The 15,274-nt window shown below is 57.6% G+C and carries 12 protein-coding genes; 5 read left to right on the top strand and 7 right to left on the bottom strand.

The window, feature by feature from the left end:
• Positions 1 to 2 precede the first annotated feature (2 nt).
• The 3 genes from Q0072_RS18140 (at position 3) to Q0072_RS18130 (ending at position 2,701) form a co-directional block, all read left to right on the top strand.
• Positions 3 to 989: a GNAT family N-acetyltransferase gene (locus Q0072_RS18140; protein ID WP_298332961.1), complete on the top strand. Its 987-nt coding sequence runs from the start codon at positions 3 to 5 to the stop codon at positions 987 to 989.
• A 189-nt stretch (positions 990 to 1,178) separates the two neighbouring features.
• Complete coding sequence (locus Q0072_RS18135) at positions 1,179 to 1,595, top strand: FdtA/QdtA family cupin domain-containing protein (protein WP_298332960.1); 417 nt, start codon at positions 1,179 to 1,181, stop codon at positions 1,593 to 1,595.
• Positions 1,592 to 2,701, top strand: coding sequence for a DegT/DnrJ/EryC1/StrS aminotransferase family protein (locus tag Q0072_RS18130; protein ID WP_298332959.1), 1,110 nt, complete (start codon positions 1,592 to 1,594; stop codon positions 2,699 to 2,701). Before Q0072_RS18135 ends, Q0072_RS18130 begins: the two co-directional genes overlap by 4 nt.
• Positions 2,702 to 3,243: 542 nt before the next feature.
• On the opposite strand, the gene Q0072_RS18125 is transcribed toward Q0072_RS18130, so the two are convergent.
• Positions 3,244 to 4,575 carry a UDP-glucose/GDP-mannose dehydrogenase family protein gene (locus tag Q0072_RS18125; RefSeq protein WP_298332958.1) on the bottom strand — a complete coding sequence of 444 codons (1,332 nt, stop codon included), beginning with the start codon at positions 4,573 to 4,575 and terminating at the stop codon, positions 3,244 to 3,246.
• Positions 4,576 to 4,907: 332 nt separating this feature from the next.
• Between Q0072_RS18125 and Q0072_RS18120 the strand changes: the two genes are divergently transcribed.
• Positions 4,908 to 7,406, top strand: coding sequence for a glycosyltransferase (locus Q0072_RS18120; RefSeq protein ID WP_298332957.1), 2,499 nt, complete (start codon positions 4,908 to 4,910; stop codon positions 7,404 to 7,406).
• Here Q0072_RS18120 and Q0072_RS18115 read toward each other — a convergent pair whose 3' ends face one another.
• From Q0072_RS18115 to Q0072_RS18095, 5 genes are all read right to left on the bottom strand, one after another.
• Positions 7,407 to 9,038, bottom strand: coding sequence for a hypothetical protein (locus Q0072_RS18115; protein ID WP_298332956.1), 1,632 nt, complete (start codon positions 9,036 to 9,038; stop codon positions 7,407 to 7,409).
• Positions 9,039 to 9,175: 137 nt separating this feature from the next.
• A complete protein-coding gene (locus Q0072_RS18110) occupies positions 9,176 to 9,394 on the bottom strand; it encodes a hypothetical protein (protein ID WP_298332955.1) in 219 nt (72 codons plus the stop codon).
• Positions 9,395 to 9,435: 41 nt separating this feature from the next.
• Positions 9,436 to 10,170 carry a hypothetical protein gene (locus Q0072_RS18105; RefSeq protein WP_298332954.1) on the bottom strand — a complete coding sequence of 245 codons (735 nt, stop codon included), beginning with the start codon at positions 10,168 to 10,170 and terminating at the stop codon, positions 9,436 to 9,438.
• Positions 10,171 to 10,178: 8 nt separating this feature from the next.
• Positions 10,179 to 10,502, bottom strand: coding sequence for a hypothetical protein (locus Q0072_RS18100; RefSeq protein WP_298332953.1), 324 nt, complete (start codon positions 10,500 to 10,502; stop codon positions 10,179 to 10,181).
• Between the two features lie 108 nt (positions 10,503 to 10,610).
• The gene (locus tag Q0072_RS18095) at positions 10,611 to 11,732 is read right to left on the bottom strand and encodes a methyltransferase domain-containing protein (RefSeq protein ID WP_298332952.1); all 1,122 of its coding nucleotides are present in this window, start codon (positions 11,730 to 11,732) and stop codon (positions 10,611 to 10,613) included.
• A 191-nt stretch (positions 11,733 to 11,923) separates the two neighbouring features.
• Between Q0072_RS18095 and Q0072_RS18090 the strand changes: the two genes are divergently transcribed.
• Positions 11,924 to 13,033: a methyltransferase domain-containing protein gene (locus tag Q0072_RS18090; protein WP_298332951.1), complete on the top strand. Its 1,110-nt coding sequence runs from the start codon at positions 11,924 to 11,926 to the stop codon at positions 13,031 to 13,033.
• Positions 13,034 to 13,147: 114 nt separating this feature from the next.
• Here Q0072_RS18090 and Q0072_RS18085 read toward each other — a convergent pair whose 3' ends face one another.
• Complete coding sequence (locus tag Q0072_RS18085) at positions 13,148 to 15,223, bottom strand: transglutaminase-like domain-containing protein (RefSeq protein WP_298332950.1); 2,076 nt, start codon at positions 15,221 to 15,223, stop codon at positions 13,148 to 13,150.
• Positions 15,224 to 15,274: the final 51 nt, after the last annotated feature.

Raw genomic sequence — 15,274 nt, 5'->3', positions numbered from 1 at the left:
TGTTGAACTCTCCGCTTGATGTTCAGCCGTTCCATCCCGGCCTGACACCGGAATGGGACAGGTTTGTGGCGGCCAGCCGTAACGGCACGTTCCAGTTCGACCGCGGCTACATGGATTATCACGCCGACCGGTTCCAGGATTGTTCGCTGGTGGTGCGGCGGGGGGCGGAAATCGTGGCTCTGCTGCCGGCCAACCGGCGTGAAGGGCAACTGGTCTCTCATGCCGGGCTCAGCTATGGCGGGATGATCGTGGGTTCCACCATGACGACGCCGCTGATGCTGGATTGTTTTGCGGCCTGTCTGGGCTGGATGGCGGCCGCCGGCATCCGGTCCTGGCATTACAAAAGCATGCCCACCATCTATCACCGCCACCCCGCCGACGAAGACCGTTATGCCCTGTTCCGGGCTGGCGCGGCCCTGGTCCGGCGTGATGTGTTGAGCGTGCTGGACCTGGGCGATCATCCGCCGTTCCAGGAACGCCGCCGGCGGGGGGCCCGTAAAGCCGCCAATGCCGGCCTGCGCGCCGGTCCGTCAACGGATTGGGCTGGCTTCTGGCACCTGCTGGAGAGCCGGCTGTCCGACCGCTATGATCTGCGGCCTGTGCACAGCGTCGGGGAGATGACGATGCTGGCCAGGCGTTTTCCCGAACAGATCCGCCTTTATACGGCACAGGGTCCCGCCGGCGAGATGCTGGCCGGTACCGTGATCTATGACACCGGCCCCGTCTTGCATGCTCAGTATATCGCGGCCAGCGATGATGGAATGCGCAACGGCGCACTGGACCTGCTGTTCACGGAGCTGTTCGGCAGTGTTTTTGCCGGCAGGCACTGGTTCGATTTCGGCAATTCCAATGAACGGCAGGGCCGGTATCTGAATGTCGGCCTGATTGAGTTCAAGGAGGGCTTTGGCGCCCGCGCCGTTTCCCAGGATTATTACGAAATGGCCGTGGATGTGGCGCAACGGGCTTTGGCGAGCTGGAGAGAACAGTGAAAGGCGTATGGGTGTCGATTGTCATCGACATCAGGCCTGACCTGAAGTCCAGGCTTGCAAGGACACTTCCCTTTAGCACTGGCCGGGATTGAGTTCCTGGCATGGCTGTCTCAGAGCCGGTATGATCTCCTGACGCGAAGAAAACTGCACCGATTACTGTGCACGTCGCGCAACGTGCGGAGATAAGAAATGTCAGGGTCATGGGAGCTTGTACATTTCCCGATCGTCAGTGATCGGCGTGGTAACCTGACCTTCATCGAAGGCAGCCGCACGATCCCATTCGATATTAACCGCGTCTATTATCTCTATGATGTGCCTGGCGGTGCGCACCGCGGTGGCCATGCCCACAAGGAGCTGCATCAGGTCGTGATTGCCGTCAGCGGCAGTTTCGACATCCATCTGAACGATGGCAGGCGCCAGCAGACCGTGACGCTCAACCGGTCCTATTATGGCCTTTACATGCGCAACATGGTCTGGCGGGAACTGCATAATTTCTCGTCCGGGGCCTGCTGTCTGGTGCTGGCCTCCCGTCATTATGACGAGGCGGATTATATCCGCGATTTTGATGAGTTTCTTTTCAAGGCAACTGGCGAACGACCTGAATGAGCATTCCTTTTTATGATCTGACCTCGGCTCATGCGGAAATCCGGTCAGAACTGGACGCCGCCATGGCGGCTGTGCTGGATGCGAGCCATTATATCCTGGGTCCGCAGCTGGAGGCGTTCGAGGCAGAGTTCGCCGCCTATTGTGGTGTGCGCCATTGCATCGGGGTCTCCGACGGGCTGGCAGCCCTGACCCTTGGCCTGAAGGCGCTGGGGATCGGCAGCGGGGACGAGGTGATCGTGCCCAGCCATACATTCGTGGCGACCTGGCTGGCGGTTTCCGCCGCCGGTGCCATCCCTGTGGGGGTGGAGCCCGATCCGGCCAGTTTCAATATCGATCCGGCCAGGATCGAGGCGGCCATCACGTCGCGCACCCGCTGCATCATCCCTGTCCATCTTTACGGTCAGCCGGCGGATATGGTGGCCATCAACGCCATCGCCGCCCGTCATGGGCTGGCAGTACTGGAGGATGCGGCGCAGGCGCATGGCGCCACGGTCGCGGGGCGGCCTGTCGGGGGCATGGGGACCCTGTCGGCCTTCAGTTTCTATCCGACCAAGAATCTGGGCGCCCTGGGCGATGGCGGTGCTGTCGTGACCAATGATGATCAACTGGCCCATCGCCTGCGCCTGCTGCGCAACTATGGCTCCACCATCAAATACCAGCATGAGATCCTGGGCACGAATTCGCGCCTGGACGAAATGCAGGCCGCCATCCTGCGGGTCAAACTGCCCCGGCTGCCGGCCTGGAACCGGCAGCGCCAGGCGCTGGCGGCGGAATATACCCGCCTGCTGGCCGATTGCCCCTCGGTTGCGGTACCCCTAGTGCATCCGGGAATGGAAAGCGTCTGGCATCTGTACGTGGTCCGGGTGCGCGGTTCGCGTGAGGGGCTCGCCCGTCATCTGAAGGGGCAGGGCATTCAGACCCTGGCGCATTACCCCTGTGCCCCCCATCGGCAGCCAGCCTATGCTTCGCTCGACCTGGGGGAAGGAACCTTCCCCATTGCGGAAGCCATGGCATCCGATGTGCTGAGCCTGCCTTTCTGGCCGCAGATGCCACTGGCGTCGGTGCGGGTTGTCGTGGATGTGATCGCCGGCTGGAACGGGGCTTGAAGGCCCCATGAAGTTTGACATGTACTAGATGGGGTTCACTGTTCCAGTCAAAAACTCTGTTCTAATGATCGACGGGCAGTTCCTGCACATGTCCTGTTACGGGATATTGCAGATGGCCCGGTCCTGCTTCTCCATCATAAAGCTGTACCCTACATCAACACGTTAAGTCCGGATCAAGTCCAGAATCATGCCAGGACTAGCCTTCTGGCACTCGCAGACACAACAATATGCTTTGACAGTCCCCCTCAGGGTGATGCGGACAAAAGCGCCATTCGTCAATCCGGGCCCCTTGTTGACGCAACTGCTCTCCCACCCAGGCATACAATGCCTGAACCGTGGCTTTATCATAGTAACCGTGGGCGATACCTACCTGATTGCTGACAACGAACACCCAATAGCCAGCGTCATTGAGATGACGGATCGCAGATGAAACATTGGGTAACCAGACAATCTACTCCGGTCGATGAGCATGTTTAGTATCTAGGTTCAGAACACCGTCTCGACCCAGAAAAGCTGCCGGACGCCGGAGATCGTTCATGGTCTCAACGCTTCCGTCCCGCCCGCCCGGGCCGCCCGACGCAGTGATAGGCGAAGCCGGCCATTTCCGCATCCTCGGGATTGAAGATGTTGCGCAGGTCGACCAGGATCGGCTCCTTCATCGCCTTGCAGATGCGGGACAGGTTCAGCATGCGGAATTCGTTCCATTCCGTCAGGACCAGGGCGCAATCGGCCCCGTTCAGCGCGCCATAGGCATCGTCCGCCCATTCCACGCCGGGCAGCATCTTCTCTGCCTCGTGCCGGCCGGCAGGATCATAGGCAGCGATGATGGCGCCGGCCTCTTGCAGGGCCGGCACGATGTCCAGCGACGGGGCGTCGCGCATGTCGTCGGTATTCGGCTTGAAGGTGACACCCAGCACGCCGATGCGCTTGCCCGCCACCGACCCGCCGCAGGCGGCGATGACGCGGTCCGCCATGGCCTTCTTGCGCTTGTCGTTGATGTCCACAACGGTTTCGATGATGCGCAGCGGGCTGCCATAATCCTGCGCCGTCTTCACCAGGGCCAGCGTGTCCTTGGGGAAGCAGGAGCCGCCATAGCCGGGGCCGGGATGCAGGAACTTCTTCCCGATGCGGTTATCCAGGCCAATGCCCTTGGCCACATCATGCACATCGGCGCCCACCTTCTCGCACAGGTCGGCCACCTCGTTGATGAAGGTGCCCTTGGCGGCCAGGAAAGTGTTGGCGGCATATTTGATCAGCTCCGACGTCTCCAGGCTGGCGAAGACCATCGGCGTCTCGATCAGGAACAGCGGGCGGTACAGCGCCCGCATCACCTGCCGCGCCCGGTCGCTGTCGGTGCCGATCACCACGCGGTCGGGGCGCATGAAATCCTCAATGGCCGAGCCTTCGCGCAGGAATTCCGGGTTCGACGCCACGTCGAAATCGGCTTCCGGCCGGGTCTTGCGGATGATGCGCGCCACCTCGCGCCCCGTGCCAACGGGCACCGTGCTCTTGGTCACGATCACCGTGTAATCATCGGGGTCGAGCGCCGACGCAATCTCCGCCGCCGCCGCATAGACATAGGACAGGTCGGCATGGCCATCGCCGCGCCGCGATGGCGTACCCACCGCAATGAACACCGCATCGGCCCCAGCCACGGCGGTCGGCAGGTCGGTGGTAAACGACAGGCGACCGGCCTTGGCGTTCTTCTCCACCAGGGCGTCCAACCCCGGCTCATAGATCGGGATCTCCCCCTTCAGCAGCCGGTCGATCTTGCCCTGATCCTTGTCGACGCAGATCGTCTCCACCCCGAATTCGGAAAAACAGGCACCAGAGACCAGACCGACATAGCCGGTGCCGATGACGGCGATGCGCATCGGAAATCCCCTCTACTCATTATACAGCGACAGCCAAGCTAGCTGCGATCCGTTCACTACCATGACCGTGCATAGGGTGTGCAACGGCGAACTTGCCCATCTGTCTATAAATGGCGAAGAGCAGTGTCGGAGCCATCTCCACCCCCTTTTGCCCTGGCAAGCAGTGGTGCAAAAGGGAAAATAAGGGAATGCCCAACTCAAATAATTATCTCCATTAACCTTCTGTTGTCAATTTGCGCTGGTTCTGTCAATTCTATGCGGTGAAAAGCTTTGGTAGATAACGGCTGAACCCACGACAACAGGTAGCGGCAAGAATGCGACTTGGAAAGTTGTTGAGTACCCAGTTGGGACATTATGTTTATTCTGACGGTCTTTTTATCGATCCGATATGGTATAGGACGGCCTATGATGTCGATGGTGACGCTCAGTTCCTATATAGGCATTTCCAGGAGACGGGCCGGGCTGATGGCCTGTCACCGCATGTGCCCATCAACAATGACTGGTACCTGATAAACTATCCCAGCGTCGCTGATGAACTGGTGAAGTTTGGGCTGCACAATACATTCCAGCATTATCTGCGCGTCGGTGTGCAACGCCAGTACGCACCTGTTCCCTTGTTCGACGAGACTTGGTATCGCCAGACCTATCCCGACATCGCAGCTGCCATCAAGCAAGGCATGTTCTTCTCCGCTTATCAGCATTATGCCTTGCATGGTGCTCGGGAGGGGCGTCTACCAGGACCTGTATCGGGGCGCAATGCTGCGGCTGCCTTCACACGCCCGCATTTACAGGTGGAGCCGCGATCATGGTTCGAGCGCAAGCTGGCGGTCGATCATGAGTACCGTTACCATGTGACACGCTGGTTCAGCCGTCCGCTATACCAGTCGGAACCTGATTGGAACGGTTTCAATGCTGCTGACTTTGCGGAGGAACCCTATCTGAGGGCTTTCCCCGATCTTGCGAGTACCTTCTCCGCCGATATGTTCAGCAACGCTCGCGACCATTGGTGCCGGTGCGGATGGCGGGAGGATATCGAGGGCACAAGACCGCGTTTGCCGGGATACTCGGAAGTCCGCTATCTGGCGGCCAATGCAGATATTGCCGACAGCGTTGCTGCCGGTCGCCTGCCTTCGGGATATTTCCATTACCTCATGTGTGGTTGGAAGGAAGGCCGCCGGGGGGGCGTGCAAGCCCCAGCATTGTCACGGCGGACCATCGACTTGCTGGAGATCACCGAAGTTGTTCGGGATTTTGCAGATCGGCCGCTGATCAGCGTTGTGATGCCCGTCTACAATACGCCGTTACCCCTGCTCCAGCAGGCTGTGACCTCGGTCCGGCGGCAATTATACGCGCATTGGCAGTTATGCATCGTCGACGATGCCTCTGATGATCCGGTGATCTGGGAAGCCCTGTCCGCTTTTGCCAAAGAAGATTCGCGGATTGTCATCCGTCGCCTGCCGGAGAATAGCGGCATATCCGCTGCGACCAATGCGGCGCTTGAGATGGTTGCTGGTCAATGGATCGCCTTTCTGGACCATGACGACACCCTGACTACTGATGCCTTGTACGAGGTGGCGCGAACCATCCTGACACATCCCGACATTGATGTGATCTACAGTGACGAGGACAAGATCACCGAGGATGGTCAACCGGCATCGGTTGCCACGCGAAAGCCTGACTGGTCCCCAGACCTGTTGTTCAGCAACATGTATCTGGGCCACATGCTGGTTTATCGCGATACAATGCTGTCCCGGCTTGGCGGCTTGCGCGGTGATTATGACGGTGCCCAGGACTATGATCTGGCCCTGCGGGCCGCTCAGGCCGGTGCCCGTTTCCATCACCTGCGCAAGCCACTTTACCATTGGCGGCAAAGTGCTGGTTCCACGGCCGCCGGGCTAACGGCGAAGCCGCTGGCGCTGGAGCGTCAGGCGCTTGCGCTCATGGATGCATTGACGGTGGCCGGCCACCCGGCCAAGGTCGAACAGTCTTTTGCGCCCGGCAATTGGCGGATCAGCACGGTTCTGCCTGAACCTGGGCCCGGCTATTGCTTGGTGCTGACCGGTACGGGCCGTACCCGCCCTCTGTATGGCGAGGATTACCATCCGGTACTGAACGCGCTATCGAGTGTTATTCGGTCTCTTTCATTGGCTCAGCGCCACTTGATCCAGATCTGTATCCTGACCGAAGAGGCGCTGTCAGCAGATGCACGGCGGGAGCTAGTTTACATGCTGCCGACATTACCGACATTGCTGGTTGGTGAGCGCAGTGCATGGCCAACCATTATCAATCGGTTTGTCGCCGACATCTCGCAAACCTGCGTCCTTCTGATGGATGAAGGGATCGAGGCGCAAGTCCCCGACATCTTTACCAGCCTGTCAGCCTGGTTGTTCCGCAACGAAGTCGGCATTGTGGTGCCGCGACTCCTGTCCGAGCGTGGCTCCATTATCGCCAGTGGCGGATTTATGGCGGCGGATGGTGTGGTGGAACCCCTGCAGGGCGAGCATCGGCTAGCGCCAGGCCCCCTGTCAGTGATGCAAGTGCCGCACAATGTGACGGTGCCATCCCATCCCTGTGTGCTGATCCGGCGTGAACTGTTGAACCGGATCGGGGGACTTGCCACCACCCTGGATCTGCGTGATGCGGTTCAGGATGCTGGCATCCGTGCCATCATGGCCGGATATCGCATCATCGCCGACCCGGGTACGGAATGCCTTTATGTCCCGGCAGCGGCGGGGCAGCCGGATTCCGGTCTGCTCCGCCAGCGCTGGCCGGACTTCCAGGACCCCTACTATCCCGGTCAGGACTTTGGCGCCTGGAACGCGGAGCTGTAATCAGCTCCGCGTGTACCATGTCCCCAGCAGATATAGCCGCCAGAGCAGGGTTTCCTGCTGATGGTTGCCATCATAATAGCTGTTGGCGAGTGTGATGGCCGCGTCCAGATCAATATGGCCAGCCATGTCCGTCTGCCGTGCAGAGGTCAGCCCCTGTATGATCTCATCTTTGCGACCGGCCATCAGGGTGCGGCGGGTGAAGAGCGGCTGCCCTGGCACGGATAGGCGGTACTGCTCGCTCAAGCCGACTGGTAGCAGCCGGGACAGATAGTCGCGCAAGGACAGGTTGGCCGCCGCTGCCGCCTGCTTCGACGCCATGACCCAGGGTTCCAGCAGCTCACGCTGGCAGTAAGGGGCAGAGAGACTTGTGTCCGCTAGTCCCAGTATATGTGCTAGCGTCGGCAGAACACTTAACCCGATCGCGGCGTGGTCATCAGCCTTCGGCAGAGCCGTGCCGGGTTCCCAATGCAGGGACTGATTGCCATAAGGGAAAGAAGCAAGAGCAGAGCGCGTGCCAGGGTGGCGCAGCAGCCCTGAAAATGCCATGGGATCGATCAGATCGGCATTTACGCCTTCTCCCCAGAGGCTGCGCCCCCCGAGACCGGTCATCCATGTCCGGGCGCGGCCACCTGCGGCATGGATCGATACGGCCAGCAATGTGGCCGCCAGATTGTCGATCGGGCTTGTGGCACCCTTGGCGCCGAACTGCACGGCCGACGTGAACAGATTGTCGGGTACCAACTCCAGAATCTTCAAGGGCAATCCCAGGCGGTCTGCCAGGGTTCCGGCTTGCGGATATTCGTTGATGGCTCCCAGTCCGAAGCAGACCAACTGCGGGCGGGCACCGGATTGCACCATTGCCGCAGTCAGCAGGGCACTATGCAAACCGCCGCCAGTCAGAAGGCTGCCATAGTCGGCCGCATTGGGCAAAGCGGCGCACAGCGCTGCCAGACCGTTGGTATTCGCCACCTTGGCAGGGTTGTGGACAGGGGATGCCCGCCAATGAGAAGCAACACCCCTGCGCAGGACAAGAATGGTCCCAGGCTCCAGAGGGGCCGTGCCGTCATTGCTTCCCTTCAGCCGGCCAGCCGGCGGCACAAACCCGGTCGACAGGAATTGCACCAGGCCCATGGCAGACAAGTCATGGGCGGCACTGCCGGTTTTGGACAGCAACTCGGGCTGACTGGCAAAGGCCAGCGTGCCATCGCTGCTACGGACATGGATGGGGCAGAGTGAACCTGGCGCATAGGCCAGGAGCGTATACTCACTCTCCCGATCCCAGAGTAGCAGCAGCTCGCCCGCCCGCAGCGTATCCACGATTTCCGTCTGTCCCCGCCCCTGCTGGTAGTGATGCAGGATCGTGGTGGCGCGCTCCTTCGCCTCTGCCGGGTTGCTTGAAAAGCGATAGACGACAGCACCGGCGTTCGCCTCTGTGCTGATTGCCTGCACCCGTTCCAGCCGGCCCCCCTGATGGGCGACGGCAATGGAGCCATGATCCAGCAATTCAAAGTCGAAACCGGGCAATTTCTGGGACTGGGCGCGATGAGCAGCAGCAGTAACAACCGCCCGCGCCCGATCGGCATTGCTGGCACCCGGAAGAAGAACGGAGCCGGCGACGAAGGAGGATGACATGACCACCATTCGGCATCTGGGAAAGAGGAGACAGAACAACACCATATCAGGCACAACCGGCGAAACCTACGCATTTAAGCCGGGCAGGAAGATGGTTCAGACCGATAGGGTCCGGCTCTGCACTCCTCCCCCGTTCATCAAACCCGCGACCTGAAGGCGGCGATCTGTTCAGGGGTCAGGATCGTCTCCAGCGGGTAGCCCTCCGCCGAAACGGGTTCGGGCGGGCTTATGAATTCGCCCAGGGGCAGTCCGTCCGGCCCGGTCGTGATGTAACGATACTGAATATGGGCACCAGAGAGGGTACCGTCGGTTCCCCAGCGGACCAGGAATTCATAAGGCAGTTTGTGTGTCTGCATGTTTCTCTCCATCGATCGGGATGCTTGCTGATCCTGTGGGTTCAACTGACGACGCTGCCATCCTGGAAGCGCCATTGGCTGCCATCTGAAATGGCCAGATACCGGTTGGCGGAACCGTTGCTGACATGGACCAGTTGGCCTGCCACAGCGGCCGTTGGTAACGTGGCTACCGTATAGGCCCTCAGCACCAGGTGTCGGGCGCTGTTCAGCACTTCGGCACCAGCCATCTTGAGTGGGCCGGTTTCCAGATTGACCGCGCCGGTCGCCTCCACCGTCAGACGGCGGGCCGTGGTGGTCGATCCTGTCGGTGTCGTCCACATCTCGAACTGCGTGCCGTTTGCCGAGGCCGTGAAGGTTTCCACCGCCCGGCACCAGAGCCCTGCCCGGTTGAAGGTTTCTCCAGCACCGGTATGTCCGCCAAACACAAACCGGCCCAATATGTCATTGGCCTGTGTGGCCGTTGGGGCGGCTAGCGTGCCGGCATACCGTTCCAGCATGATCTCCGGAAGTTGGCCCGCAGCCTTGACCCGGTGCGTGCCGCTGCTTTCAACCGTCAAGGTCCCGGCGATCACGGCTCCCTGGGGGGTGGCGGTCAGGCGGCTTGTCCCCCCGACCGCTATGCCGATCTGGTTCGCGCCCGGACGGAACAGGCCGGTATCGGTGTCTGCCGTGAAGGTCAATGCCGGGATGGCCGCCGTGCCGTCGGGAAGAGGCAGCGGACCTGATGGGGGGCCAGCATCCCGGCTCCTGGAAGGGGGATAGGAGTATCCAGTCATCGTCCACCTCATCCATAGAAGCAGATTGCGATATGCCCTGCCGCTGCCGATATGACGGACAGCGTGCTGCCGCCGGTGATCTGCCGCCCGATCGGATTCAGTTCCGGGGCAGAGCCATCGATGATGGCCACCGTCGGGATAACGGCTGCGGCACCGCCATACTGCACCCAGAAATCGACCGTGGCCGCCATGGTCATGGTCTGGGCCCAGGAAGGCACCGTCACCGTCACCGCCTCATTGGCATTGAGCGGGCGTGCGAACCGCCAGGGCGATATGTTGGGAAGATGGGTCGGGGTGCCATAGGCATCCCGCTTAAGGACAAAGGAGTTCATTCCGGCCTCGCAACAAAAAAGGCCATGCCCGCTTGCTGCGGACATGGCCCTGGGATCTACAAGGCCAGTTTCAACGATAATGCACTCAATTGCAAGATATAATTCCTATTAATCCGGAAGGCGCGTCAGGGTATATAGGACAGAGTTCTCATACAGGTCAACCGCGGAGCAGTTTGCATACTGACGGCTCAGGCCGCTATTCAGGACCAATTCACGATGCCGGTTGATATAGCTTTCCATGTTGTATTCACGGACCTTCCGTTCGGCCACGCTGAAACCGCACCGATTGATCCAGTATTCCAGTTCGGAGGGCCGAAGCCTGTTGCCACGCGCTGTGTCCTTGTTGACCAGCTTGGTCCGGTACTCAATATCGTCCAGCAGCATAAATCCCAGAGGGTCATCGAAATTCCGATGATCCCGGTAATCGACACCATGGCGGGAATGGGACCAGGGTTTGGCACAATAGGCTAAATTCTCCATCACTCGCTGCGGATCGAAAATATGCTCCAGAACAGAATTTGAGAAGATGAAGTCAAACTTGCTCTTGAAACGATGAACATCCATCTCCTCGCCTGTTGTTTGCAGCACCGTGATGTTCGGGGTTATCTCCCCTTCGCTGTGCAGAATAGCTTCGATGATGGAGGGGTCAGGCAAGGTCAAGCCATGCCATGGCGCTTCCGCACGTAAGGTCTCATAGAATTGAGCGCTGAAATCAGAGCGCCAAACAATCGGTTCGGGCTCGACGACAGTGACCTTGGCACCCATCGAGGCAAGGATCGCGGCGACACCCAGATATCTTGCGCCGATCTCCAAAACCTCTGGCTGATGATCATGGCTGATACTAAAATGCGTTCGAAATTCTCTTAAATAACCAATTGTCACTGATAAGGTCTGCGCGACTGCATTGGCGACCAAATCAGATTTATGATCCCCTTTTATGGTCGATTCGTCGATAAATATACTGTATTCTCGACCATTATTATTTGGGTTTGAATTATCACTCGTAGAGAACCAGAGACCCTGCTGCCAGTGGCTGAAGGCGCCGCGGCCTTTCTGAGCGATGTCTTGGTGAAGGGCGTGCGCCGGCCCCAAAGGCTTTCCATCTTCTAGCAGCACCGTGTTTGATCGGTTCCCGACGGGTGAGTCCGCATAGAGGGCAAGGTCGAACACATTCTTTTGAAAGCAGTGGCCGTCATGGTGACGAAACGGAGCGGTCAGCTTTACTTCCATTGTGTCCCACCGTTAACTGCACAGAATAATTTCATACCCTGTTACAGGCCTGCGTGCCATTAGTCTACCGGTTACAACAAGGTCAGCTCGGCATGATAGGGCCACCTGTATTGTGCCGGGATATTTGGGGATTGCCCCTGCCCACCTGAAGTGTCATCCATTAGGCATTAGCAATTCACCGGTCAGATCAGATGTCATTACCGTCAACCGAAAAGCCTGCTTCGATCGTGCTCAAGCCCCCATTCACCCATGATGCCGGGCAGTGCTGGCGAGTAGCAATCGACCCTACCTTGTTTAGTCTGACCGACGATGTTGGCTTTACCAGCCGTTCCACATTGACGTTAAGGGAAGATGACCAGCTTCTAGGGCCAGCCCACGCTTCGCATGGAGACATACGTCTACATGGTGGCGGGCGCTACTCGCACTGGCGGCATACGCTTTATTTTTCGGCACGCGATGGCAGCGATCCCAATGTGAATGGCCGCACTTATGAAGTGCGGGAATCGGCAGAAGAGCATTATCGGGAAAGAGCGCAGTATGCCATGCAGATCGTGGCGTTCTATGCGCGATATCTGACAGACGGCATGAAGGGCTTCAGAGATTTGCAGGTTCTGGAGGTCGGCCCTGGCATGTTTCTTGGCAGTGTCCTGGCCATGGCGTGTCTAGGCGCCAGAGTGACCGTTGTTGACCCCTTTCTTCCAGACTGGAAGCCCGACATCCATAGCATGATGGCTGCCAGCCTTGAGGTGGAGATGCGCAAGGCCGGCTGGGACTTTGACCCATCGCCGCTGCACAGGTCCGTCGCAGCCGGACAACTGGACCGCGAACGGGTACGGACATTCCGCCAATCCCTTGAGTCTATTGCTGTGGAGTTGGATGGTCAGATTGATTTGACCGTCTCCCACGCGACTTTTGAACATCTCTTCGATGTCAAGTCAGCCATGGCGGCGATGGTCAGAACCATGAAGCCAAATGGCAAGGGCATTCACCGTGTCGATTACCGTGATCATGACAGCTTTGATCGGCCCTTGGAGTTTCTGCTCATGAGCCAACAGGCTTATGATCAATCCTGCGGCGACAACAAATATGGACGCGGCAATCGGATGAGAGCCGAAACGATGCGGGACATCCTCATCAATACAGGCTTGAGGCATGTGCAGTTTACCCCGGAAACACTGATAGAAGAGGGATATCTCAATGATTTCCTCGCTCGTCTTCGAAGCAGACCGGACAGCACCTTCCATAGCGCGCCGGTCGATCATTTGAGGGTGCTGGGTGGGACCTTCATTGTTCAGAAGTAGCGCCATGGCTTTGCCGTCAGGAATGTAGACTGACGGCAATCATTCGATTGACCCGGTGAACAGGTCAGTAACCGGTTCACCGGGTCAGTCTTGGACGCTCTCCGACATGCCCACCTATGGCGTATCCGTTGCCGATGATGCCGTCGCGGCCTGCGGCAGGTCAATATGACCGACCACCGTTCCCCAGGCAGGGCCATCACCATCCAGCTTGGTGATGCGATAGTGAAGGGCAGGACGATCTTTAAACAGATCCCGGCTCACACGATATGAGCGTCCTGAGACAAGATTTATGTGCTCGGCCAAGATGGGTTCATAAAAATTAGGGTCAGTGCATATTTCCACAAGGAAAGAATCATTCTCTTCGCCATTCCAATCAAAGGCAATGAATACATCTTCTACCTTTGTTGATGCCACTAAGGGTGTGTAGGGAAGCTTTGTTTGAGATTTCCCCCCCTTCTCTGTTCTCTTGATAAAATCAACACCACTAATTGACATTTCCAGTTTGTCGAAAGTGCCATGCGGCTGAAAAGCAAAGACCCCAGGCTTGAGCGAGGGCAGCATGGTGGATTGGATAGAGCCGATCAGCATGAACCGGGCCGACAGCACCGATCTTGTCAGCTTTTCCGGAATCCCAACCTTGATTTTCAAGGATGGTGACTGTGTGGCGCGAAGCGACAGCACATGCCCCAGGTCAAATTCAATCGTGACCGGATTGATATAATGGACGGTTGATATCTCCACCGGGATTTCTGTCGCGTCATCGAAGACGATGATAAAAGTCAGCGGCTCCATCCCCAACGTATCATCATCGCGTAAGTGGAGACGAACACGCGCATCAAGAACAGGTAGACCACAGCTCGCCTCGACCCATTCCACAGTGGATTCTGTAAAATGAGCCGTATGAGTATAGCGATAAGGACGGGGCAGCGGATTGCCAGGGCTTACAATCGAATTCCCTCTTGTAAAGAATATAGGACTTGTCCCTAGCATTTTTTCAAAAATGACGATCTCATCGTCAGGTTTCAATTGTATCGAAACCTGAGAGTGCGCTGTTTTTTCAGAATCTTGGGTGACGTATGATTTTGATTTTATAATTCTACTATAATTATCTTTCGTTGACTTATAGTATCCGCCCTCGTATTGCTTTGATTCCATAAACGGATAGCCGTAATTTGTGCGGTCTATAACGGAATCCACAACAGATTCTGCATCAAATAGATTTTGATTGTGTTCATCGCGATAGAAACAGGAAAGATTCGGGTCCAATAGGTTCCAACGGTCATCAAACCAGACCTCTACAGCAGCGTGACCATCATATTTGATGATTCTTGATTTCAGCCCCAGGCGCTCAGCCAATTGGCAGTAGACATGGGCAAAATCATTGCAGTCGCCACCATAAACCCAAAGAAACAGCATGGGATCACGGCGCTGGCTTGGGTGAATATCGGCGGTTCCCCGTACCCCGAACATGCTGATATACCGCCAAAGCGCAAAGGCCTTTGCACGATCATCGCCTGCTGTCGCCTTGATCGCGGCGACCAAATCCTCACAGCTCCAATGTGTGTCATGCAGATGCGAGCGCACGCCGGTGATCGTCGCCGGGCTGGCAGATTTATTGCGGATGCTAAGCATAGCAATCTCCGCCCTGTATTTGCTGGTTATGAAACCACTGATGCTGGCGGCTTCCTTGTCCAAGGTGAATGTCTTGTTCTTGGAGCCCAGTTCAATATTGAAAAGGGTTCGCCGCAGTATCTGGCTCATCAGGAAAACACTCAGACGCGTGATGCCCTGTGCGTCAATTGTGTCTCCAAAATCGTCCAGAACGAGCGGAAAATTATGTGTTTCAATGAGGTAGCGGATTGATGTCGCATAAAGCTGGGATGCTGCCTTGTCGGCATGCTCCAAGCTTGTATAGCTATAGCGACGACCGTTCGTGCGCGGGTCACTGCCGTCGCTGCTGCTGAAAAGCAGATAGCCTTTCCAATGTGAATATTGGCCGCCACCATTTTCACGGATATCCTGATGGCCACTATGTGGCGGCCCGAGAGGAAACCCGTCTTCAAGCAGAAGCAACCCGCTACGTTTAGTCGCCTTTATATCGTCAGAAGGTATGTCGCGAACATTATCAACGATAAAGCCAAGGCCTGTGTCGTGCCTTATGTTATTTGATTCTATTATGAAATACTTCATCTAATCCCCAATGCCTGCAAGCAAATATATGACGAGGGCGAGGTACCTGGA

Source organism: Asticcacaulis sp., assembly GCF_027484505.1.
In the GTDB taxonomy this organism is placed as follows: Bacteria; Pseudomonadota; Alphaproteobacteria; order Caulobacterales; family Caulobacteraceae; genus Asticcacaulis.
This window is presented reverse-complemented; position numbering and strand designations above follow the sequence as displayed.